The sequence below is a fragment of the Pseudomonas sp. WOUb67 genome, from assembly GCF_050058005.1.
GTDB classification, from domain to species: domain Bacteria; phylum Pseudomonadota; class Gammaproteobacteria; order Pseudomonadales; family Pseudomonadaceae; genus Aquipseudomonas; species Aquipseudomonas putida_R.
Genome location: NZ_CP170112.1, coordinates 1 through 22,076 on the forward strand (window position 1 = coordinate 1; position 22,076 = coordinate 22,076).

A 22,076-nucleotide genomic window follows, 5' to 3' on the forward strand; every position below is an offset into this window, starting at 1 on the left:
ACAAGAAGTTACCTGCATGCGCAGATAGGGGTTTTGCGAAATGAATCTTGACGATGACCTACTCTCACATGGGGAAACCCCACACTACCATCGGCGATGCATCGTTTCACTACTGAGTTCGGGATGGGATCAGGTGGTTCCAATGCTCTATGGTCGTCAAGAAATTCTGTAGCCAGAATGTCCAGATGGACAGCCCAGCGAATTCGGATATGCGATATTTGTGGTTTGTTGCGAACTTTCGGTTCGTATCATCTTCACCACCGCAATCTGCGCTAGCAAATTGCTTGGGTGTTATATGGTCAAGCCTCACGGGCAATTAGTATTGGTTAGCTCAACGCCTCACAGCGCTTACACACCCAACCTATCAACGTCGTAGTCTTCGACGGCCCTTTAGGGGATTCAAGATCCCAGTGAGATCTCATCTTGAGGCAAGTTTCCCGCTTAGATGCTTTCAGCGGTTATCTCTTCCGAACATAGCTACCCGGCAATGCCACTGGCGTGACAACCGGAACACCAGAGGTTCGTCCACTCCGGTCCTCTCGTACTAGGAGCAGCCCCTCTCAAATCTCAAACGTCCACGGCAGATAGGGACCGAACTGTCTCACGACGTTCTAAACCCAGCTCGCGTACCACTTTAAATGGCGAACAGCCATACCCTTGGGACCGGCTTCAGCCCCAGGATGTGATGAGCCGACATCGAGGTGCCAAACACCGCCGTCGATATGAACTCTTGGGCGGTATCAGCCTGTTATCCCCGGAGTACCTTTTATCCGTTGAGCGATGGCCCTTCCATACAGAACCACCGGATCACTAAGACCTACTTTCGTACCTGCTCGACGTGTGTGTCTCGCAGTCAAGCGCGCTTTTGCCTTTATACTCTACGACCGATTTCCGACCGGTCTGAGCGCACCTTCGTACTCCTCCGTTACTCTTTGGGAGGAGACCGCCCCAGTCAAACTACCCACCATACACTGTCCTCGATCCGGATAACGGACCTGAGTTAGAACCTCAAAGTTGCCAGGGTGGTATTTCAAGGATGGCTCCATGAGAACTGGCGTCCCCACTTCAAAGCCTCCCACCTATCCTACACAAGCAAATTCAAAGTCCAGTGCAAAGCTATAGTAAAGGTTCACGGGGTCTTTCCGTCTAGCCGCGGATACACTGCATCTTCACAGCGATTTCAATTTCACTGAGTCTCGGGTGGAGACAGCGCCGCCATCGTTACGCCATTCGTGCAGGTCGGAACTTACCCGACAAGGAATTTCGCTACCTTAGGACCGTTATAGTTACGGCCGCCGTTTACCGGGGCTTCGATCAAGAGCTTCGCTTGCGCTAACCCCATCAATTAACCTTCCGGCACCGGGCAGGCGTCACACCCTATACGTCCACTTTCGTGTTTGCAGAGTGCTGTGTTTTTAATAAACAGTCGCAGCGGCCTGGTATCTTCGACCGGCATGGGCTTACGGAGCAAGTCCTTGACCCTCGCCGGCGCACCTTCTCCCGAAGTTACGGTGCCATTTTGCCTAGTTCCTTCACCCGAGTTCTCTCAAGCGCCTTGGTATTCTCTACCTAACCACCTGTGTCGGTTTGGGGTACGGTTCCCAGTTATCTGAAGCTTAGGAGCTTTTCTTGGAAGCATGGTATCAACCACTTCGTCGCCTAAAGGCAACTCGTCATCAGCTCTCGGCCTTGAAATCCCGGATTTGCCTAAGATTCCAGCCTACCACCTTAAACCTGGACAACCAACGCCAGGCTGGCCTAACCTTCTCCGTCCCTCCATCGCAATAACTGGAAGTACAGGAATATTAACCTGTTTTCCATCGACTACGCTTTTCAGCCTCGCCTTAGGGACCGACTAACCCTGCGTCGATTAACGTTGCGCAGGAAACCTTGGTCTTTCGGCGTGCGAGTTTTTCACTCGCATTGTCGTTACTCATGTCAGCATTCGCACTTCTGATACCTCCAGCAAGCTTCTCAACTCACCTTCACAGGCTTACAGAACGCTCCTCTACCGCATCACCAAAAGGTGATACCCGTAGCTTCGGTGCATGGTTTGAGCCCCGTTACATCTTCCGCGCAGGCCGACTCGACTAGTGAGCTATTACGCTTTCTTTAAAGGGTGGCTGCTTCTAAGCCAACCTCCTAGCTGTCTAAGCCTTCCCACATCGTTTCCCACTTAACCATGACTTTGGGACCTTAGCTGACGGTCTGGGTTGTTTCCCTTTTCACGACGGACGTTAGCACCCGCCGTGTGTCTCCCATGCTCGGCACTTGTAGGTATTCGGAGTTTGCATCGGTTTGGTAAGTCGGGATGACCCCCTAGCCGAAACAGTGCTCTACCCCCTACAGTGATACATGAGGCGCTACCTAAATAGCTTTCGAGGAGAACCAGCTATCTCCGAGCTTGATTAGCCTTTCACTCCGATCCACAGGTCATCCGCTAACTTTTCAACGGTAGTCGGTTCGGTCCTCCAGTCAGTGTTACCTAACCTTCAACCTGCCCATGGATAGATCGCCCGGTTTCGGGTCTATACCCAGCGACTAAACGCCCTATTAAGACTCGCTTTCGCTACGCCTCCCCTATTCGGTTAAGCTCGCCACTGAATATAAGTCGCTGACCCATTATACAAAAGGTACGCAGTCACCTAACAAGTAGGCTCCCACTGCTTGTACGCATACGGTTTCAGGATCTATTTCACTCCCCTCTCCGGGGTTCTTTTCGCCTTTCCCTCACGGTACTAGTTCACTATCGGTCAGTCAGTAGTATTTAGCCTTGGAGGATGGTCCCCCCATATTCAGACAAAGTTTCTCGTGCTCCGTCCTACTCGATTTCATTGATAAGAGATTTTCGTGTACGGGGCTATCACCCACTATGGCCGCACTTTCCAGAGCGTTCCACTAATCTCAAACCAACTTAAGGGCTGGTCCCCGTTCGCTCGCCACTACTAAGGGAATCTCGGTTGATTTCTTTTCCTCAGGGTACTTAGATGTTTCAGTTCCCCTGGTTCGCCTCTTGCACCTATGTATTCAGTACAAGATAACCAGCTTATGCTGGCTGGGTTCCCCCATTCAGAGATCTCTGGATCACAGTCTGTTTGCCGACTCCCCAAAGCTTATCGCAGGCTACCACGTCTTTCATCGCCTCTGACTGCCAAGGCATCCACCGTATGCGCTTCTTCACTTGACCATATAACCCCAAGCAATCTGGTTATACTGTGAAGACGACATTCGCCGAAAATTCGCACGTTGCTCTTTCGAGCAGAACTCACAAATTTTACCTTAGCCTGATCACACACCAGTGAAAGTGCATGTCAGTCTATTTCTATCACATATCCGAATTTTTAAAGAACGATCTGACAAAAGTCAGAAATCAACATTCATCAACGAATGTTCATTTCTAAGTTCTGACAAGCTACTGCGTACGGCGAAAGTGGTGGAGCCAAGCGGGATCGAACCGCTGACCTCCTGCGTGCAAGGCAGGCGCTCTCCCAGCTGAGCTATGGCCCCGTATTCTACGGCTAAACCATGTAATGGTAGGTCTGGGCAGATTTGAACTGCCGACCTCACCCTTATCAGGGGTGCGCTCTAACCAACTGAGCTACAGACCTATAACAGGGTCGCTTTACAGCATCGTCTTTATACAAGTGAATCAAGCAATTCGTGTGGGAGCTCATCAGCAGGCTGATGTCGTCGATTAAGGAGGTGATCCAGCCGCAGGTTCCCCTACGGCTACCTTGTTACGACTTCACCCCAGTCATGAATCACACCGTGGTAACCGTCCTCCCGAAGGTTAGACTAGCTACTTCTGGTGCAACCCACTCCCATGGTGTGACGGGCGGTGTGTACAAGGCCCGGGAACGTATTCACCGCGACATTCTGATTCGCGATTACTAGCGATTCCGACTTCACGCAGTCGAGTTGCAGACTGCGATCCGGACTACGATCGGTTTTGTGAGATTAGCTCCACCTCGCGGCTTGGCAACCCTCTGTACCGACCATTGTAGCACGTGTGTAGCCCAGGCCGTAAGGGCCATGATGACTTGACGTCATCCCCACCTTCCTCCGGTTTGTCACCGGCAGTCTCCTTAGAGTGCCCACCATAACGTGCTGGTAACTAAGGACAAGGGTTGCGCTCGTTACGGGACTTAACCCAACATCTCACGACACGAGCTGACGACAGCCATGCAGCACCTGTGTCAGAGTTCCCGAAGGCACCAATCCATCTCTGGAAAGTTCTCTGCATGTCAAGGCCTGGTAAGGTTCTTCGCGTTGCTTCGAATTAAACCACATGCTCCACCGCTTGTGCGGGCCCCCGTCAATTCATTTGAGTTTTAACCTTGCGGCCGTACTCCCCAGGCGGTCAACTTAATGCGTTAGCTGCGCCACTAAAATCTCAAGGATTCCAACGGCTAGTTGACATCGTTTACGGCGTGGACTACCAGGGTATCTAATCCTGTTTGCTCCCCACGCTTTCGCACCTCAGTGTCAGTATCAGTCCAGGTGGTCGCCTTCGCCACTGGTGTTCCTTCCTATATCTACGCATTTCACCGCTACACAGGAAATTCCACCACCCTCTACCGTACTCTAGCTTGCCAGTTTTGGATGCAGTTCCCAGGTTGAGCCCGGGGCTTTCACATTCAACTTAACAAACCACCTACGCGCGCTTTACGCCCAGTAATTCCGATTAACGCTTGCACCCTCTGTATTACCGCGGCTGCTGGCACAGAGTTAGCCGGTGCTTATTCTGTCGGTAACGTCAAAACACTAACGTATTAGGTTAATGCCCTTCCTCCCAACTTAAAGTGCTTTACAATCCGAAGACCTTCTTCACACACGCGGCATGGCTGGATCAGGCTTTCGCCCATTGTCCAATATTCCCCACTGCTGCCTCCCGTAGGAGTCTGGACCGTGTCTCAGTTCCAGTGTGACTGATCATCCTCTCAGACCAGTTACGGATCGTCGCCTTGGTGAGCCATTACCTCACCAACTAGCTAATCCGACCTAGGCTCATCTGATAGCGCAAGGCCCGAAGGTCCCCTGCTTTCTCCCGTAGGACGTATGCGGTATTAGCGTTCCTTTCGAAACGTTGTCCCCCACTACCAGGCAGATTCCTAGGCATTACTCACCCGTCCGCCGCTGAATCGAAGAGCAAGCTCTTCTCATCCGCTCGACTTGCATGTGTTAGGCCTGCCGCCAGCGTTCAATCTGAGCCATGATCAAACTCTTCAGTTCAATACTGCTTGGGTTTTTAAGAAACCCTAAACTTGGCTCAGCAATCTCAAATGACTATGTGATTTCTCGCATGGTCACTTGTGATGCTGATAATCTTTTTGACTATCAGTCCATACTCACAAGCACCCACACGAATTGCTTGATTCAATTTGTTAAAGAGCGTTTGGTTAAGAGCCTTTCGTCTCAACCGAGGCGCGCATTCTACGCTTTCCTCAGAGCCTGTCAAGCGTTTATTTTGAAGTTTTTTCGAGAAACTCGTTTAACTTCAAACACTTAACTCGCTGCGATCTCTCGTAGCGGGAGGTGAATCATACAGCGTTTAGAAGCGCTGTCAACCACCATTTCAACCGCTTGCGATCTTTCGATCGTAGCCCTTACAACACCACCGTAACTACCTAACTCGTTGAATTTCAAGGAGTTTGTCGTTCCGATGTCGCTGGAAGTGGGGCGCATTATAAGGGGATTTGAAAGGGCGTCAACACTTAATTTCAAGAAAGTGAAATATAAGGGGAAAAGACCCTGTAAAGGCCACCAGGTGTCCGCCACAACACATTCAGCGCCTGGGAGATCGAGCGCCGCCCGCGCGGCGCATCGCCGGCAAGCCAGCTCCCACATCTGTTTCGGGCCAGTTACTCCTGCCTCCTCCGCACTCGCACCTTGGGTGAATGGCTGGAGGTTGCAGAGAAGCGGCGGCGCAACCTTCGATATTCAAGGGAACACACAAGGGGGCGCGCGCCAAAGGCACAGGCAATATTGGCCCGAAACAAATGTGAGAGCTGGCTTGCCGGCGATGCGCCGCGCGGGCGGCGCTCGATCTCACAGGCGCTGAAAGACTTAAGGCGAACACCCCCAAAACAAAGCGGGGAGACCTTCCGGCCTCCCCGCTTCAGTTACCTGCCTTAAAGGCTAGGGAACGCAAACTGCGACGCCTCATGGCTGGCACGCTGCGGCCAGCGCTGGGTGATCGCCTTGCGACGGGTATAGAAGCGCACCCCGTCCGGGCCATAGGCATGCAGGTCACCGAACAGCGAACGCTTCCAGCCACCAAAGCTGTGATAAGCCACCGGCACCGGCAGCGGCACGTTCACACCCACCATGCCCACTTCGATTTCGTCGCAGAACAGGCGCGCCGCTTCACCGTCACGGGTGAAGATGCAGGTACCGTTGCCATACTCGTGATCATTGATCAGTTGCATGGCCTGCTCCAGGCTGTTCACACGCACCACGCACAGCACCGGGCCGAAGATCTCTTCTTTATAGATACGCATCTCCGGGGTCACCTTGTCGAACAGGGTGCCACCCACGAAGTAGCCATCTTCATTACCGGCCACACGGAAACCGCGGCCATCCACCACCAGCTTGGCGCCAGCAGCAACACCGTCATCGATGTAACCCACTACCTTGTCACGGGCAGCAGCCGTTACCAGCGGGCCCATGTCCAGGCCACACGAGGTGCCAGCACCAATCTTCAGTGCCTTGATCTGCGGTTCCAGCTTGGCAATCAGGGCATCGGCCACCTGGTCACCCACGCATACCGCCACCGAAATAGCCATGCAACGCTCGCCGCACGAACCGTAGGCCGCGCCCATCAGTGCGCTGACGGCGTTGTCCAGGTCGGCATCCGGCATCAGCACTGCGTGGTTCTTCGCGCCACCCAAGGCTTGCACGCGCTTGCCGCGCTTGGTGCCTTCGGCATAGATGTACTCGGCGATCGGCGTCGAGCCGACGAAGCTCAGCGCTTTGACTTCTGGCGCTTCGATCAGTGCATCCACCGCTTCCTTGTCACCGTGCACCACGTTCAGGATGCCCTTCGGCAGGCCGGCTTCCAGCAGCAGCTGGGCGATGTACAGGGTTGAGCTCGGGTCACGCTCGGAAGGTTTGAGGATGAAAGCGTTGCCGCAGGCGATGGCCAGCGGGTACATCCACAGCGGCACCATGGCCGGGAAGTTGAACGGGGTAATGCCAGCGACCACGCCCAGCGGCTGGAAGTCGGACCACGCATCGATGTTCGGGCCGACGTTGCGGCTGTACTCGCCTTTCAACACTTCTGGCGCTGCGCAGGCGAACTCGACGTTCTCAATGCCGCGTTTCAGTTCGCCGGCTGCGTCTTCCACGGTCTTGCCATGCTCTTCGCTGATCATCTGCGAAATCTTGGCTTCGTTCTGCTCCAGCAGTTGCTTGAAGCGGAACATCACCTGGGCGCGCTTGGCCGGTGGGGTGTTGCGCCAGGCCGGGAAGGCCGCCTTGGCGGAGTCGATCGCTTCCTGCACGGTCGCGCGACTGGCCAGCTCCACCTTGCGTACAGCCTGGCCAGTGGACGGGTTGAAGACATCGGCGGTGCGCTCACCCTTGGAAACCAGCTCGCCATGGATCAGGTGCTGAACAATGCTCATGCATAACTCCAGATATAGAAGGTAGAAGCAGGCGCGCTATCTATATGCACGCGCCTGGCATCGAAATCGGAAAGATCAGTCGATCAGGTTCAGGTTTTCGCCGACGGCGTCGAACAGGCGATCCAGTTCCTGCGGCGTGGTGTTGAACGTTGGGCCGAACTGCAGGGTGTCGCCACCGAAGCGTACATAGAAGCCTGCCTTCCACAGCTTCATCGCCACTTCGTACGGGCGGACGATGGCATCACCGTCACGGGCGGCGATCTGAATGGCGCCGGCCAGGCCGTAGTTACGGATATCGACGACGTTCTTGGTGCCCTTCACACCATGCAGCAGCTTCTCGAAGTGCGGCGCCAGCTCGGCGGCGGACTGCACCAGGTTTTCCTTCTGCAGCAGGTCCAGCGCAGCGATACCGGCGGCACAGGCGACCGGGTGGGCCGAATAGGTGTAGCCGTGCGGGAATTCCACGGCGTATTCCGGGGTCGGCTGGTTCATGAAGGTGTGGTAGATCTCGCTGCTGGCAATCACCGCGCCCATCGGGATGGCGCCGTTGGTCACCTGCTTGGCGATGCACATCAGGTCCGGGGTCACGCCGAAGGCTTCAGCACCGGTCATGGCACCCATGCGGCCGAAGCCGGTAATCACTTCGTCGAAAATCAGCAGGATATTGTGCTGGGTGCAGATTTCACGCAGGCGCTTCAGGTAACCCTTCGGCGGCGGCAGTACACCGGCGGAACCCGCCAGCGGCTCGACGATCACCGCTGCGATGTTGGAGGCATCGTGCAGCTCGATCAGCTTGAGCATTTCGTCAGCCAGGGCAATACCACCCTCCTCCGGCATGCCCCTGGAGAAGGCGTTCACCGGTAGCACGGTGTGAGGCAAGTGGTCGACATCCAGCAACTGGCCGAACATCTTGCGGTTACCGTTGACGCCACCCAGGCTGGTACCGGCGATGTTCACGCCATGGTAGCCACGGGCACGGCCGATGATCTTGGTCTTGGTCGCCTGGCCTTTCAGGCGCCAGTAGGCACGCACCATCTTCAGCGCGGTGTCGGCGCACTCGGAACCGGAGTTGGTATAGAAGACGTGGTTCAGGTCACCTGGCACCAGGTCGGCAATCTTTTCTGCCAGTTGGAACGACAGCGGGTGGCCAAACTGGAACGCAGGGGAATAGTCCAGGGTACCCAGCTGGCGGGTCACCGCGTCGGTGATTTCCTTGCGGGTGTGCCCGGCGCCGCAGGTCCACAGGCCAGACAGCGCATCGAAGATCTTGCGCCCCTGGTCATCCACCAGGTAATTGCCTTCGGCCGCCACAATCAACCGTGGGTCGCGATGGAAGTTGCGGTTGGCGGTGTACGGCATCCAGTGCGCATCCAGCTTGAGCTGGCTGGCGATACCGGCGGTGGCGGTTTCGGGCATGTTCATCGGCGGTTCCTCGGAAGACGATTAGGCAACGATGTATGTTGTTGCAGCTAAATTGGCACGGCGATAAAGTCTGAAAAAGCCAACATTTCTAATCTTCAGACAGGCCGTGACTAAACTGATGAGCCGACGCCCCGATCCACTCGCCCAAGTCAGCGATTTCGACATCCGCCTGCTGAAGATCTACCGCAGCGTGGTCGAGTGCGGTGGCTTTTCGGCCGCCGAAAACGTGCTGGGCATTGGCCGCTCGGCCATCAGCCAGCAAATGAACGACCTCGAGCAACGCCTTGGCCTGCGCCTGTGCCAGCGCGGCCGCGCCGGTTTCTCGCTGACAGAGGAAGGCCGCGAGGTCTACCATTCGGCACTGCAACTGCTCAGCGCGCTGGAAAGCTTTCGCACCGAGGTCAACGGCCTGCACCAGCACTTGCGTGGCGAGCTGAACATCGGCCTGACCGACAACCTGGTCACCCTGCCGCACATGCGCATCACCCATGCCCTGGCCGAACTCAAGGACCGCGGGCCCGATGTGCGTATCCAGATCCGCATGATCGCCCCCAGCCAGGTTGAACACGGTGTGCTAGACGGCAGCCTGCATGTTGGTGTGGTACCCCAGACCAGCCCGCTGTCGGGCCTTGAGTACCAGCCGTTGTACAGCGAACGCTCGTTGCTGTACTGCGCTGTTGGCCACCCACTGTTCTATGCCGATGACCAGCATATAGATGACGACCGCCTCAACAGCCAGGAGGCCATCACCCCCACCTTCCGCCTGCCAGCCGACATCCAGGCCCATTACCAGGCGCTGAACTGTACGGCCAGTGCTTCGGACCGCGAAGGCATGGCGTTTCTCATCCTCACCGGGCGCTACATCGGCTACCTGCCCGACCACTACGCCACGTTCTGGGTGCAGCAAGGCCGCTTGCGCGCCCTGAAGCCGCAACAGCGCTTCTATGACCTGAGCCTGAGCTGGGTAACGCGCAAGGGCCGGCGGCCGAACCTGGTACTGGAAAGCTTCCTCGACAGCCTGGCTGCGACACGTTGATGCCAGTCTCTGCCGCAAACGCTTGTCACTTCGGCGCAGGCAGGTAATCTTGTCCGACTGCCGCAGCCACTGACCCGTACGGAATCGTCCATGACCCTAGAAGTCCCTGCGCACCGCCTCTCCGCCTCGGGCAAGCCCGCGGGCCGCATCCGCCAGAAAAACGAACAGGCCATTATCCAGGCCGCCGAGGACGAATTCGCCCGCCATGGTTTCAAGGGCACCAGCATGAACACCATCGCCCTGAAGGCGGAATTGCCCAAGGCCAACCTGCACTACTACTTCACCAACAAGCTCGGCCTGTACATTGCCGTGCTCAGCAACATCATCGAATTGTGGGACAGCACCTTCAACGCCTTGAGCGTCGAGGACGACCCGGGCGAAGCCCTGAGCCAGTACATCCGCACCAAGATGGAGTTCTCGCGCCGCAACCCGCAGGCCTCGCGGATTTTCGCCATGGAAGTGATCAGCGGTGGCACCTGCCTCACCGAATACTTCAGTGCCGACTACCGCGAATGGTTCCGTGGCCGGGCTGCCGTGTTCCAGGCCTGGATCGAAGCCGGCAAGATGGACCCGGTCGACCCGGTGCACCTGATCTTCCTGCTCTGGGGCAGCACCCAGCACTACGCCGACTTCGCTACCCAGATCTGCCAGGTTACCGGCCGCAGCCGCCTGACCAAGCAGGACATGGAAGACGCGAGCAACAACCTTATCCACATCATTCTGAAGGGCTGCGGCATCAAGCCGGCTGTGTAACCGTCATTTATGCCTTCTACCCTGCTCGACCTCTGCGAATACCGCGAGGACATCCGCAAAAGCCGCTTCATCACCCTCGCCGGGCCGATCAGCAGTGCCGCCGATGCGATGAGCTTCATCGAACGTCACAGCGACTTGGCCGCCACCCACAACTGCTGGGCCTGGAAGCTCGGCGCGCAGTACCGCAGCAACGATGACGGCGAACCCGGCGGCACCGCCGGCCGGCCGATCCTGGCAGCCATCGAAGCGCAGGACTGCGACCAGGTGGTGGTGCTGGTGATCCGCTGGTATGGCGGCATCCAGCTGGGCACCGGTGGCCTGGCCAGGGCCTATGGCGGCGGCGCCAACAAGTGCCTGCAACAGGCGCCCAAGCGGCTGCTGGTGCAGCGCAGCGAATTCACCTGCAGTTGCAGTTTCAGCGAACTGGCACTGGTGAAACTGCGCCTGGCGGAGGTAGGCGGCCTGGTACTGGATGAACAGTTCACTGCCAATGGCGTAGACCTGTTGATTGCGCTCGGCGACGCCCACCGGGCGCCACTGCAGCAGCAACTGGCCGACCTGAGCCGCGGGCGCATTCTGCTCGAAGCACGCTGAACATTGCCCACAACAACTGTGGGCCCGCCTGTGGATAAGCTTGGGGCAGTCGCTTGCAGGCTACTGTTTTCAAGGCCCGCAGAGCTTTGATCATATTTTGATCACTGTTTGATGACAGCCGCAAACTGCTGAAAGCTCACGAGTTATCCCCAACACGCGGCCAGGCTAGACTGCCTCCAACCTCCTTGGCTTGCACACAATAACTGTGGACCAGCTTGTGGATAACCCGTGCGCCAACAGGCGAAGCGCCCGGCCCCACAAGGCCCAAACGCGCATGATCATTTTTTAACCAATCACAGAACGAGCACGTGCAACGAGCGTGACGTATGCTCAATTCCTTTTTCCTACACCGATAAAGGAATGTTCCTATGGCCAACTCAAGAACTGCCCTCATCATCGGCGCCTCGCGCGGGCTTGGCCTGGGCCTGGTGCAACGCCTTAACGAAGACGGCTGGAACATCACTGCCACCGTGCGCAACCCGCAGCAACCCGGCGCCCTGGCGGACGTACCTGGCGTGCACATCGAACAGCTGGAAATGAACGACACCGCCCAACTCGATGGCCTGAAGCAACGCCTGCAAGGCCAGGTGTTCGACCTGGTATTCGTCAACGCGGGCGTCATGGGCCCCTTGCCGCAAGACCTGGAGACGGTTCAGAACAAGGACATCGGCGACCTGTTCATGACCAATGCCGTGGCGCCGATCCGCGTCGCCCGCCGCCTGGTCGGCCAGGTGCGCGAGGGCAGCGGCGTGCTGGCCTTCATGAGTTCGACCCTGGGCAGCGTGACCATCCCCGACGGTGGCGAAATCTGCCTGTACAAGGCCAGCAAGGCGGCGTTGAACTCGATGATCAACAGCTTCGTGGTCGAACAACAGCGCCCCGACCTGTGCGTGCTGGCCATGCACCCGGGCTGGGTGAAAACCGACATGGGTGGCGAAAACGCCGAAATCGACGTGTTCACCAGCACCCGCGGCATGCTCGACCAGATCAACGCCCAAAGCGGCAACGGCGGCCTGCGATTCATCAACTACAAGGGCGAACCCTTGGTCTGGTGATTCACCGGGTCGCAGCCTGGCCGGGCGCAATGCCCGGCCAGCCCCTGTAGAATGGCGGCAACCGTACCTGATTGAGATGCCCCACTATGTATGAATGGTTGAACGCCCTGCCCAAGGCCGAACTGCACCTGCACCTGGAAGGCTCGCTGGAGCCCGAGTTGCTGTTCGCCCTGGCCGAGCGCAACAAGATCGCCCTGCCCTGGGCCGATGTGGAAACCCTGCGCGGTGCCTATGCCTTCAACAACCTGCAGGAGTTTCTCGACCTGTATTACCAGGGCGCCGATGTGCTGCGTACCGAGCAGGACTTCTACGACCTGACCTGGGCCTACCTGCAACGCTGCAAAGCCCAGAACGTGATCCACACCGAACCGTTCTTCGACCCGCAAACCCACACCGACCGCGGCATCCCTTTCGAAGTGGTGCTCAATGGCATCAACCAGGCGCTGAAGGACGGCCACAAGCAACTGGGCATCAGCAGCGGCCTGATCCTCAGCTTCCTGCGCCACCTCAGTGAAGAAGAAGCGCAAAAAACCCTCGATCAGGCCCTGCCGTTCCGCGACGCGTTCATCGCCGTTGGCCTGGACAGCTCGGAAATGGGTCACCCGCCGAGCAAGTTCAAGCGCGTGTTCGACCGCGCCCGCAGTGAAGGCTTTGTTGCCGTTGCCCATGCCGGCGAAGAAGGCCCGCCCGAGTACATATGGGAAGCGCTCGACCTGCTGCAGATCAAGCGTATCGACCACGGCGTTCGCGCCATCGAGGACGAGCGCCTGATGCAACGCATCATCGATGACCAGATCCCGCTCACCGTGTGCCCGCTGTCCAACACCAAGCTCTGCGTGTTCGACCACATGAGCCAGCACAACATCCTGGACATGCTCGAACGCGGCGTGAAGGTTACGGTCAACTCGGACGACCCGGCCTACTTCGGCGGCTATGTGACGGAAAACTTCCACGCCCTGCACACCCACCTGGGCATGACCGAAGACCAGGCCCGTCGCCTGGCGCAGAACAGCCTGGACGCCCGGCTGGTCTGATTGATCGACGGCGTTGCGCTCAACCGACCTGCAACGTCGCCACGCGGGCAATGCGATTGATCTGCTGGATACCCATCGCCGAGATATGCAATGCCCGCGTGTCCTCGGCCTCGCGCATCCAGCCAGATTGCAGAAACAGCCTGAACAGGGCCTGGCCCAGCACACCGCCAAGGTGCGGGGCCTGGTCGTTCCACTCGGTGCAACGGCAAATCACACAACCGCGTTGCTGGTCCGGTGCCAAGGCATCGATATAGACCCCGACAAGCGCCAACTGCGCTCGCCCCTCATCACTCACCATCAGTTGCCTGCCACTGCCTTCCAGCCAGCCGGCCACCACCAGGCGGTGATACAGCTCACTGGCAAGCTCCCCACCCAGGTGATCGCCACAACGGCGTGCCCGGCGCATCGACATGGGCAGCGGTGATACCGGCGCCTTGCCCTGCTCCCCCCTGGCGCTCTCCAGCTGGACGCTGGCCAAGGCCTCCACGGCAGCCCCCACCTGCGGTGTCGCCAGGCGGAAATAGCGCTTGCGTCCCCGTGCTTCATGCCTGAGCAAACCGGCCGACGACAGCAACGAAAGGTGCGCGCAGGCCGATGACGAAGTCAGGCCGGTCATTATCGCGAGCTCATTGGCCAGCCGTGGCGTACCGTCGATCAATGCCCACAACATGGCACTGCGCTTGGGGTCGGCCATCAGGCTGGCAATCTGGCTGATACTGCTGGCTGCGTTCATGTCCCTGTAACTCCCTGCAAGTTCACGGTGTGGATGCGATGGCCAACCCTGGCAGGGAAGCACCTCTCGCTGTCACTGGCCTGGGTCGCCAGTATAGGCCGCAGCAAACGCCGTTCAGGCGCTCACCTGCCGACATACCTGCGGCGAAAAACCACTGGGTATGCCTACCCTCGGCAAACAGTGAAGCAGCCTCGGAAAACTGCCCGGCACCCGGTCAACCAAAGCTCCGATATACGCGTACAGCGGCGCAGAAACATCTTGATGAAAAAAGACTGGCTGCAATTTCAGATACGGCCCACAGCCATGTTCCGCAAATAGCGCGAAACAAAGCGAAGGTTCTGCGGGTTTGCGGGCATTACGCCCAAAGCAGGAAACAGGTGGTGAACTCTGCGCCTGTCGACCGTCAGTCAGGACACTGCTGCAGCCCGTGGCAGGCACGAGGGGCAGCGCTACACTTGAGCGGCTCCCCCCTTCTGGAGGTATGCCGCGATGAAAATTGTCGTCAGTGCATCGAGCCGAAACCCTGCCTGCCCCTGGCAGGTCCAGCTCGATCAACACGTGGTCAGTTTCCGCAGCGAGGCCGAGGCGCGGGCCTTCGTCGCCACGCTGGAAACCCGCCTGCAGGCACCTCACCCGCTTATGCGGGACGCCTGGCCTGCAAGCGTCGGGTCAGCAGCGCGACACTGACTGCCAGTGCACCGCACAAGCTGATCACCATCGCCATCGGTACCGCACTGCCATCATGCAGCAGGCCGACCAGTGCCGCCGTCCCTGCGGCGACGCTGAACTGCAGGCAGCCCATCAGAGCCGAGGCGCTGCCAGCCCGTGCGCCCTGCCCGCTCATGGCGCATGCAGAGGCATTGGGGATGATGCAGCCCAGGCTGGCGATGCAGATGAACAGCGGTACCAGCAGCGGCCACAACTGGGTCGGCTGCAATGCTGCCACGCCCAACAGCGCCAGGCCTGCCGCCAGGTACACCCACACCCCGCGCGCCAGCAGGAACGCAGGCCCACGTTTGGCCAACAGACGCGCATTCACCTGCGCCACCAGGATGAAGCCGGCGGCATTGGTGCCGAACAGCCAGCCGTAGTGCTCGGCCGGCACGTCATAGAGCTTGATGAACACGAAGGGCGAACCGGCGATGTAGGCAAACATGCCGGCAATGGCGATACCGCCAGTCAAGGCATGGCCAAGGAACACCCGGTCAGCCAGCAACCGCAGGTACTGGCGCAACGCACCAGACAGCGGCTGACGCGGCATATGTGCAGGCAGGCTTTCCGGCAGGCCAAGGCTGACCGCCAGCAGGCAGCCGGCACTGAACAGGCTCAAGGCCAGGAAGATCGACTGCCAGCCCGCCAGGTTCACCAGCACCCCGCCCAGCATCGGTGCCAGGATCGGTGCCAGGCCCATGACCAGCATCAGTTGCGAAAACACCTTGGCCGAGGCCACCGGGTCGCACTTGTCGCTGACGATGGCCCGCGACAGCACCATGCCGGCACAACCGCCCAGTGCCTGGACGAAGCGCGCCAGCACCAAGGTGTCGAGGTTGGGGGCATAGGCACAGGCCAACGACGCCAGGGTGAACAAGGTCACCCCGAACATCAGCGGTATGCGCCGGCCAAAGCGGTCGGCTACCGGGCCATAGGCCAACTGGCCGATGGACAGGCCGAGGAAGTAGGCGGCCAAAGTGGCCTGGATGTGTTTTTCATCGGTGGCGAACGCCTGCGCCATGGCCGGGAAGGCGGGCAGGTAGAAGTCGATCGCCAAGGGCCCGAACGCACTGAGTGCGCCCAGGATGAGCACCATTCGCAGGTTCATCAGGAATCCATAGCAGGCTAAGCAAGTGATTGATTCTACCTGCTGTGGACACTGTCAGTATGAAAACATTTGCAACAAACCTGGGCCTTGGTCTCGCTTAAAACCCCAAAACTGGCGTGGTCCCTGTGGGAGCGGGCGTGCCCGCGAATCAGGCAACGCGGTGGATGGCACCGGCTATGCCGGTGTTCGCGGGCACGCCCGCTCCCACAGGTAAGTCTTCAGGCGAGCTCAGCTTGATACCCCTCATCCCGAATGGCGGTAAGGATCTGCTCCCGCGCCAATTCACTCTGCACCCGTACCTGCTTCGCTGCCAGGTCGATCTCGACCTTGGCCGCTGCATCCTGCTCCTGCACCGCGCGGGTCACGGCTTTCACGCAATGGCCGCAGGTCATGCCTTGTACATTGAACACTTGCATGGGGGTTGCCTCCTTCAGGTTTTCAACGAGTCTCAAGCTTGCCATCGGGTCAAGGTCAAGCCCTGCCAGCAACACCGGGGGTGGAAATCCGCGCCCGCGTCGGCCAAGCTTCGCGTTTGACGATCTGGCAAGCAGGAGAATTTTCATGTTCAGGGCAGCATTGGGCGTCGTCGGGCTATTGAGCGCGCTGGCTGCGGTGCCACCGGCCAGTGCCGAGGGCAATTCGGACTACAGCGTACTGATCATTTCCCGGGAACGCCTGGAAGTGGCCACCAACTGCGAAATCGGCGTCTACCTCAACGATCAGCTTTCCGGCCGTGTGTTCCAGGAGCAATCCACTTCGTTCAACCTGCCGCCCGGTCCGGTGGATGTGCGCCTGCGCCTGCTGCCAGGGCAGATGCCAGGTTGCGCAGCGGGCATCGAAGACCAACGCAGCACACGCTTGACCCTGCAGGCGGGCCAGATCAACAAATACCGCATCGCCATGGGGCAATATGGGCTGGAGTTGAAGCGAGCCGGCCTGGGCTATTGACCTTACCTGCATGGCAAGGTTGATGCTGGAGGCCTGTCCAAGGAGGAGAGCCATGCCCGCATCCACCACGTATGACCTGCCGATCTCCGGCATGACCTGCGCCAGCTGTGCCGGCCGGGTCGAGCGCGCCCTGCGCAAGGTCACCGGCGCTGAACAGGTCAGCGTCAACCTCGCCACCGAACAGGCCCGGGTCCAGGCCCCGGCCAACAGCCTGCCCGCCCTGGTCGATGCCGTGCGCGAAGCCGGCTACGGCGTGCCCACCCGTACCGTCGAACTGCAGATTGGCGGCATGACCTGCGCCAGCTGCGTCGGCCGGGTAGAGCGCGCCCTGGGCAAGCTGCCCGGGGTCGAGCAGGTCAGCGTCAACCTGGCCAGCGAACGCGCGCACCTTGAGGTACTCGCGGCCCTCGATGACAACCTGCTGATCGACGCCGTGCACAAGGCCGGTTACAGCGCCAGCCTGCCGCAAACGGCGAAGGACGACCAAAGCGCTGCCCAGCGCCGCCTGCGCAAAGAGCGCCTGGCAGTCGGCGCAGCCTTGCTGTTGGCCCTGCCGCTGGTATTGCCAATGCTGGTGCAGCCATTCGGCCTGCACTGGATGTTGCCTGCATGGGCGCAGTTCCTGCTGGCCACCCCGGTGCAGTTCATTCTTGGCGCGCGCTTCTACGTAGCCGCCTGGAAGGCCGTGCGCGCCGGCGCCGGCAACATGGACCTGCTGGTGGCGCTGGGCACCAGCGCTGGCTATGGCTTGAGCCTGTACCAGTGGGCGCAGGCCCCCGCTGGCATGGCCCCACACCTGTACTTTGAAGCCTCGGCCGTGGTGATTGCCCTGGTGTTGCTGGGCAAGTACCTAGAAAGCCGTGCCAAGCGCCAGACCGCCAGTGCAATCCGCGCCCTTGAGGCACTGCGCCCGGAACGCGCCCTGCGTGTAGTCGACGGCCAGGAGCAAGACGTGGCCATCGCCCAGCTGCGCCTGGGCGACCTGGTACTGGTCAAGCCCGGCGAGCGTTTTCCGGTCGATGGTGTGGTCGAAGACGGCAGCAGCCATGCCGATGAAGCCCTGATCAGCGGCGAGAGCCTGCCGGTGCCCAAGCAACCCGGCGACAGTGTCACCGGGGGTGCCATCAATGGCGAAGGCCGGTTGCTGGTGCGCACCCAGGCGCTGGGCACCGAAACCGTACTGGCCCGTATCATCCGCCTGGTGGAAGACGCCCAAGCCGCCAAGGCGCCGATCCAGAAGCTGGTCGACCGGGTCAGCCAGGTGTTCGTCCCGGCCGTGCTGGTACTGGCCCTGATCACCCTGACCGGCTGGTGGCTGGCCGGCGCACCGTTGGAAACCGCACTGATCAACGCCGTTGCCGTGTTGGTCATCGCCTGCCCCTGTGCCCTCGGCCTGGCCACGCCTGCAGCAATCATGGCTGGCACCGGGGTTGCCGCCCGCCACGGTATCCTGATCAAGGACGCCGAAGCCCTGGAGCGTGCCCATGCGGTCAACCGCGTGGTCTTCGACAAGACCGGCACGCTTACCTCTGGCAGCCCCCGGGTTGTGCACAGCCAGGCGCAAGTGGGCAGCAGCGCCGACCTGCACCGCCTGGCCGGCGCCTTGCAGCGCGGCAGTGAGCACCCACTGGCCAAGGCGGTGCTGGATGCCTGCGCCGAACAAGGGCTGGAGGTGCCAAGCGTTACCGACAGCCAGTCGCTGACCGGGCGCGGTATCGCCGGGCGTGTCGAGGGCCGCGAGCTGGCCCTGGGCAACCGCCGCCTGCTCGACGAAAGCGCCCTGCAACCTGGTGACCTGGCCGCCAAGGCCCAGGCCTGGGAGGCCGAGGGGCGCACCCTGTCGTGGCTGATCGAACGCGGCACGCAACCCCGTGTGCTGGGCCTGTTCGCCTTTGGTGACAGCCTCAAGCCGGGCGCCGCGCAGGCCATAAACACCCTGCACGCACAGCACATCAGCAGCCACCTGCTGACCGGCGACAACCGCGGCAGCGCCAAAGTGGTGGCCGACGCTCTGGGCATCGACGATGTGCATGCCGAGGTGCTGCCGGCCGACAAGGCCGCCACCGTGGCCGCGCTCAAGCAGGATGGCGTGGTCGCCATGGTGGGCGATGGCATCAACGACGCACCGGCCCTGGCAGCCGCCGATATCGGCATTGCCATGGGGGGCGGCACCGACGTGGCCATGCAGGCCGCCGGCATCACCCTGATGCGGGGCGACCCACGCCTGGTCCCGGCCGCCCTGGAAATCAGCCGCAAGACCTACGCCAAAATCCGCCAGAACCTGTTCTGGGCGTTCATCTATAACCTGATCGGTATCCCGCTGGCCGCACTGGGTTACCTCAACCCGGTACTGGCTGGCGCCGCCATGGCCTTGTCCAGCGTCAGCGTGGTCAGCAACGCGCTGTGGCTCAAGGCGTGGAAACCCACCAGCACCAACGAGGAGGCGCCATGAACATTGGCCAGGCCGCCCGCCGCAGCGGGCTTAGCACCAAGATGATCCGTTATTACGAATCCATCGGCCTGCTCAAGCCTGCCACGCGCAGCGACAGCGGCTACCGCCTGTACCAACCAGAAGACTTGCACAGCCTGGCCTTCATCAAGCGCTCCCGCGACCTGGGCTTTTCCCTGGAAGAGGTCGGCAAGCTGCTGACCCTGTGGCAGGACCGCCAGCGTGCCAGCGCCGATGTGAAGGCGCTGGCCATGCAGCACATCGATGAGCTGAACCGGCGTATCGAGGAGCTGGTGAGCCTGCGCGATACCCTTGGCGAACTGGTTTCGCATTGCCAGGGGGACGACCGCCCGGACTGCCCGATCCTCAAGGACCTGGCCAATGGTGCTGCTGGAGGTTGCTGTCACTGACCGGTCACCCGCGTTTGGTATGCCATAAACGTCCAAACGCGACCGAATAGTCACCAGCTGCGACTTTATCCAATAAATACGGGCGTTTTCCTACATAAAACCCGGACGCTGCCGATGCACTGGCTACCTGCCTCGTGTGTCTACAAATAAAAAATTCCGGGAGCGTCGATGAGCATCAAACAGAAATTGACCTGGGCATTCGCGGTCATCGCCGGCTTGCCCATCGTCCTCGTGGCCACTCTGGTGGTCCTCAACCTGCGTGGCGAAGCCCGCGACGGATTCCTCGACGGCAGCAGCCGGGAAATCCGCCAGGTCAGCAACGCGATGAACATCTTCTTCCAGGGCATCAACCAGAACGTCGAGTACATGGCTTCGCAGCCAATGGTCGCCGCCACCGGCAGCGAGCTGAACAAGTACATGAGCGCCGCGCCGTCCTACGAACTGGGCGAGCAGGCCGGCAAGCTCCTCGACTTCATGACCCGCCTGGCCAACGCGCATCCGTCCTATGCCTACCTGTCCTACGGTGTGAACGACGGCGGCTACACGGGCTGGCCGGCCGGGCAGAAGTTCGTCAATTACGACCCACGCACCCGCCCCTGGTACCAACTGGCCATGGCCAACCCGGGCAAGACCGTGCGTACCGGCGCCTACTACTGGGCCGCCGACGACGCGGTGCTGGTCAGCACCGTGCGCGCCGTGGCCAACCAGTTGGGCAACCCCGGCGGCGTGGTCAACATCGACGTGTCGCTCAAAGGCCTGACCGAGATCGTCAAACAGATCAAGCTGGGTGAAAGCGGCTACCTGATGCTGGTGGAAAGCAACGGCAACGTCATGGTCGACCCACGCGACGCCGCTCACAACTTCAAGCAGCTGGCCAGCTTTGGCGACGGCTATGCGGCACTGGCCAAGGCCGGCAAAGGCCTGGTCGAGGTCGAGCTCAATGGCGTGCGCTACATGGCCAACGTCTACCCCGACGAGCAACTGGGCTGGACCTTCATCGGCCTGATCGAACACAGCGAAGTGATGCAGACCACCACCCGGCTGACCTGGCTGATCGGCATCATCGCCGTGGTGCTGGCCGCACTGTTCGCCGTGGTCGGTGCAGCCTTCGCCAAGCTGATCGTGCGCCCGATCAACAGCGTCACCAGCGGCCTGGAAGACATTGCCCAGGGCGAGGGTGACCTGACCCGCAACCTGGAAATCCGTGGCCGCGACGAAACCGCGCAACTGGCCAGCTGGTTCAACCAGTTCCTTGGCGCCATTCGCAGCCTGATCCAGCATATCGGCGCTGCTGCCGGAAAAATCCTCAGCACCTCCAGCAGCTCGACCCGGGTTTCCAGCGACATGGCCGAGGCTGCAGGCCGCCAGCGTGAAGCCGTGGACATGGTGTCCACCGCCTTCCACGAAATGGTCGCCACCGCCAACGAAGTGGCCCGTTCGTGCAGCCAGGCGGCGCAGTCGGCCGACAGTGGCCAGCAGCAAGCCCGCGAAGGCCAGCAGCAGATCGACGCCGCCGTGCAAAGCGTCGACCGCCTGAGCCACGAGATCGAACAGTCCGCGCAGTCGATCCAGCAGCTGGAGCGTGACAGCAACGCCATCCAGTCGATCCTCGGCACAATCCGCTCGATTGCCGAACAGACCAACCTGCTGGCCCTCAACGCGGCCATCGAAGCCGCCCGTGCCGGTGAGCAGGGCCGTGGTTTTGCCGTGGTAGCCGACGAAGTGCGGGCCCTGGCCAAGCGCACTGCCGACTCCACTGCCGAAATCGACGGCCTGCTGGGCAACCTGGCCAGCCGCACGGCCGAAGTGGCCGATCAGATGCATGCCAGCCTGGAGGTGTCGCAGCAGTCGGTGAGCCGTATCGGCCTGGCCCGCGACAGCTTCGGGCAAATCCGTGAGTCGGTGGATGTGATCCGCGACATGAACACGCAGATCGCCACGGCGGCCGAGGAACAGCACCAGGTGGCCGAGGACATCAACCGGCACATCAGCCAGATTCACGGGGATGCGCAACTGGTGGCCGAACTGGCCCAAGCGGCGCGCCAGGACTCCGAGAGCCTGGCCGGGCTGTCCAATGAGCTGGATTCGCTGGTGCGCAGGTTCCGTACCTGATGCGTTGACTGTACCGGCCTCTTCGCGGCTGAAGCCGCTCCCACAGGTTTAGTGCAAGCCCTGTACTTGTGGGAGCGGGTTTACCC

General features: G+C 60.1%; 15 protein-coding genes, 2 tRNA genes, 3 rRNA genes and 1 pseudogene. 11 read left to right on the forward strand and 10 right to left on the reverse strand.

Features of this window, described 5'->3' with window-relative positions:
* Positions 1–45: 45 nt before the first annotated feature.
* The 7 genes from rrf to ABOC32_RS00035 form a co-directional block, all read right to left on the reverse strand.
* A 5S ribosomal RNA gene (rrf, locus tag ABOC32_RS00005) occupies positions 46–161 on the reverse strand.
* 134 nt (positions 162–295) lie between these two features.
* Positions 296–3,187 (reverse strand): 23S ribosomal RNA (locus ABOC32_RS00010).
* Between the two features lie 244 nt (positions 3,188–3,431).
* Positions 3,432–3,507 (reverse strand) — tRNA-Ala (locus tag ABOC32_RS00015).
* Positions 3,508–3,531: 24 nt separating this feature from the next.
* Positions 3,532–3,608 (reverse strand) — tRNA-Ile (locus ABOC32_RS00020).
* A gap of 87 nt (positions 3,609–3,695) precedes the next feature.
* Positions 3,696–5,232: ribosomal RNA gene (locus tag ABOC32_RS00025) — 16S ribosomal RNA — on the reverse strand.
* The 16S, 23S and 5S rRNA genes sit together here with 2 tRNA genes alongside, the layout of an rRNA operon.
* Before the next feature lie 899 nt (positions 5,233–6,131).
* Positions 6,132–7,625 carry a CoA-acylating methylmalonate-semialdehyde dehydrogenase gene (locus ABOC32_RS00030; protein WP_086974958.1) on the reverse strand — a complete coding sequence of 498 codons (1,494 nt, stop codon included), beginning with the start codon at positions 7,623–7,625 and terminating at the stop codon, positions 6,132–6,134.
* 75 nt (positions 7,626–7,700) lie between these two features.
* Entirely contained in the window at positions 7,701–9,047 is a 1,347-nt protein-coding gene (locus ABOC32_RS00035) for an aspartate aminotransferase family protein (RefSeq protein ID WP_426809758.1), read from the reverse strand.
* Positions 9,048–9,162: 115 nt separating this feature from the next.
* Between ABOC32_RS00035 and ABOC32_RS00040 the strand changes: the two genes are divergently transcribed.
* From ABOC32_RS00040 to ABOC32_RS00060, 5 genes are all read left to right on the forward strand, one after another.
* Positions 9,163–10,083 carry a LysR family transcriptional regulator gene (locus tag ABOC32_RS00040; RefSeq protein WP_234229353.1) on the forward strand — a complete coding sequence of 307 codons (921 nt, stop codon included), beginning with the start codon at positions 9,163–9,165 and terminating at the stop codon, positions 10,081–10,083.
* A gap of 90 nt (positions 10,084–10,173) precedes the next feature.
* The gene (locus ABOC32_RS00045) at positions 10,174–10,836 is read left to right on the forward strand and encodes a TetR/AcrR family transcriptional regulator (protein WP_016497890.1); all 663 of its coding nucleotides are present in this window, start codon (positions 10,174–10,176) and stop codon (positions 10,834–10,836) included.
* Between the two features lie 9 nt (positions 10,837–10,845).
* A complete protein-coding gene (locus tag ABOC32_RS00050; RefSeq protein ID WP_426809759.1) occupies positions 10,846–11,430 on the forward strand; it encodes an IMPACT family protein in 585 nt (194 codons plus the stop codon).
* Positions 11,431–11,798: 368 nt separating this feature from the next.
* Positions 11,799–12,485 carry an SDR family oxidoreductase gene (locus ABOC32_RS00055; RefSeq protein WP_426809760.1) on the forward strand — a complete coding sequence of 229 codons (687 nt, stop codon included), beginning with the start codon at positions 11,799–11,801 and terminating at the stop codon, positions 12,483–12,485.
* An 86-nt stretch (positions 12,486–12,571) separates the two neighbouring features.
* On the forward strand, positions 12,572–13,519 hold the full coding sequence (locus tag ABOC32_RS00060) for an adenosine deaminase (protein ID WP_426809761.1): 948 nt from the start codon (positions 12,572–12,574) through the stop codon (positions 13,517–13,519).
* 19 nt (positions 13,520–13,538) lie between these two features.
* Here ABOC32_RS00060 and ABOC32_RS00065 read toward each other — a convergent pair whose 3' ends face one another.
* Positions 13,539–14,252 carry a transcriptional regulator gene (locus ABOC32_RS00065; RefSeq protein WP_426809762.1) on the reverse strand — a complete coding sequence of 238 codons (714 nt, stop codon included), beginning with the start codon at positions 14,250–14,252 and terminating at the stop codon, positions 13,539–13,541.
* 489 nt (positions 14,253–14,741) lie between these two features.
* Here ABOC32_RS00065 and ABOC32_RS00070 point away from each other — a divergent pair, with 489 nt between their 5' ends.
* The gene (locus tag ABOC32_RS00070; protein ID WP_080642756.1) at positions 14,742–14,939 is read left to right on the forward strand and encodes a hypothetical protein; all 198 of its coding nucleotides are present in this window, start codon (positions 14,742–14,744) and stop codon (positions 14,937–14,939) included.
* Here ABOC32_RS00070 and ABOC32_RS00075 read toward each other — a convergent pair.
* On the reverse strand, positions 14,890–16,071 hold the full coding sequence (locus tag ABOC32_RS00075; RefSeq protein ID WP_426809763.1) for a multidrug effflux MFS transporter: 1,182 nt from the start codon (positions 16,069–16,071) through the stop codon (positions 14,890–14,892). The two genes, ABOC32_RS00070 and ABOC32_RS00075, sit on opposite strands and share 50 nt — an antisense overlap.
* 218 nt (positions 16,072–16,289) lie before the next feature.
* Positions 16,290–16,487, reverse strand: coding sequence for a heavy-metal-associated domain-containing protein (locus ABOC32_RS00080; RefSeq protein ID WP_426809764.1), 198 nt, complete (start codon positions 16,485–16,487; stop codon positions 16,290–16,292).
* 145 nt (positions 16,488–16,632) lie between these two features.
* Here ABOC32_RS00080 and ABOC32_RS00085 point away from each other — a divergent pair, with 145 nt between their 5' ends.
* The 5 genes and pseudogenes from ABOC32_RS00085 to ABOC32_RS00105 all read left to right on the forward strand — a co-directional run bounded on the left by ABOC32_RS00085 (position 16,633) and on the right by ABOC32_RS00105 (position 21,990).
* Positions 16,633–17,019 (forward strand): hypothetical protein, encoded by a 387-nt coding sequence (locus ABOC32_RS00085; protein WP_426809765.1) that lies wholly within the window; start codon positions 16,633–16,635, stop codon positions 17,017–17,019.
* A gap of 52 nt (positions 17,020–17,071) precedes the next feature.
* Entirely contained in the window at positions 17,072–19,471 is a 2,400-nt protein-coding gene (locus tag ABOC32_RS00090) for a heavy metal translocating P-type ATPase (protein ID WP_426809766.1), read from the forward strand.
* Complete coding sequence (gene cueR / locus ABOC32_RS00095) at positions 19,468–19,878, forward strand: Cu(I)-responsive transcriptional regulator (protein WP_426809767.1); 411 nt, start codon at positions 19,468–19,470, stop codon at positions 19,876–19,878. The genes ABOC32_RS00090 and cueR overlap by 4 nt, the downstream gene beginning before the upstream one ends.
* A 366-nt stretch (positions 19,879–20,244) precedes the next feature.
* Positions 20,245–21,132 (forward strand): annotated as a pseudogene (locus ABOC32_RS00100) (cache domain-containing sensor histidine kinase); the annotation flags it as partial.
* Positions 21,133–21,261: 129 nt separating this feature from the next.
* Positions 21,262–21,990, forward strand: a complete 729-nt coding sequence (locus tag ABOC32_RS00105; protein WP_370453624.1) for a methyl-accepting chemotaxis protein — start codon at positions 21,262–21,264, stop codon at positions 21,988–21,990.
* Positions 21,991–22,076: the final 86 nt, after the last annotated feature.

What these genes read in the sequence shown, in the direction of transcription:
- ABOC32_RS00030 (WP_086974958.1), bottom strand. Translation starts at nt 7,625, where the DNA reads ATGAGCATTGTTCAGCACCTGATCCATGGCGAGCTGGTTTCCAAGGGT.
- ABOC32_RS00035 (WP_426809758.1), bottom strand. Translation starts at nt 9,047, where the DNA reads ATGAACATGCCCGAAACCGCCACCGCCGGTATCGCCAGCCAGCTCAAG.
- ABOC32_RS00045 (WP_016497890.1), top strand. Translation starts at nt 10,174, where the DNA reads ATGACCCTAGAAGTCCCTGCGCACCGCCTCTCCGCCTCGGGCAAGCCC.
- ABOC32_RS00050 (WP_426809759.1), top strand. Translation starts at nt 10,846, where the DNA reads ATGCCTTCTACCCTGCTCGACCTCTGCGAATACCGCGAGGACATCCGC.
- ABOC32_RS00055 (WP_426809760.1), top strand. Translation starts at nt 11,799, where the DNA reads ATGGCCAACTCAAGAACTGCCCTCATCATCGGCGCCTCGCGCGGGCTT.
- ABOC32_RS00060 (WP_426809761.1), top strand. Translation starts at nt 12,572, where the DNA reads ATGTATGAATGGTTGAACGCCCTGCCCAAGGCCGAACTGCACCTGCAC.
- ABOC32_RS00065 (WP_426809762.1), bottom strand. Translation starts at nt 14,252, where the DNA reads ATGAACGCAGCCAGCAGTATCAGCCAGATTGCCAGCCTGATGGCCGAC.
- ABOC32_RS00070 (WP_080642756.1), top strand. Translation starts at nt 14,742, where the DNA reads ATGAAAATTGTCGTCAGTGCATCGAGCCGAAACCCTGCCTGCCCCTGG.
- ABOC32_RS00075 (WP_426809763.1), bottom strand. Translation starts at nt 16,071, where the DNA reads ATGAACCTGCGAATGGTGCTCATCCTGGGCGCACTCAGTGCGTTCGGG.
- ABOC32_RS00080 (WP_426809764.1), bottom strand. Translation starts at nt 16,487, where the DNA reads ATGCAAGTGTTCAATGTACAAGGCATGACCTGCGGCCATTGCGTGAAA.
- ABOC32_RS00085 (WP_426809765.1), top strand. Translation starts at nt 16,633, where the DNA reads ATGTTCAGGGCAGCATTGGGCGTCGTCGGGCTATTGAGCGCGCTGGCT.
- ABOC32_RS00090 (WP_426809766.1), top strand. Translation starts at nt 17,072, where the DNA reads ATGCCCGCATCCACCACGTATGACCTGCCGATCTCCGGCATGACCTGC.
- cueR (WP_426809767.1), top strand. Translation starts at nt 19,468, where the DNA reads ATGAACATTGGCCAGGCCGCCCGCCGCAGCGGGCTTAGCACCAAGATG.
- ABOC32_RS00105 (WP_370453624.1), top strand. Translation starts at nt 21,262, where the DNA reads ATGGTGTCCACCGCCTTCCACGAAATGGTCGCCACCGCCAACGAAGTG.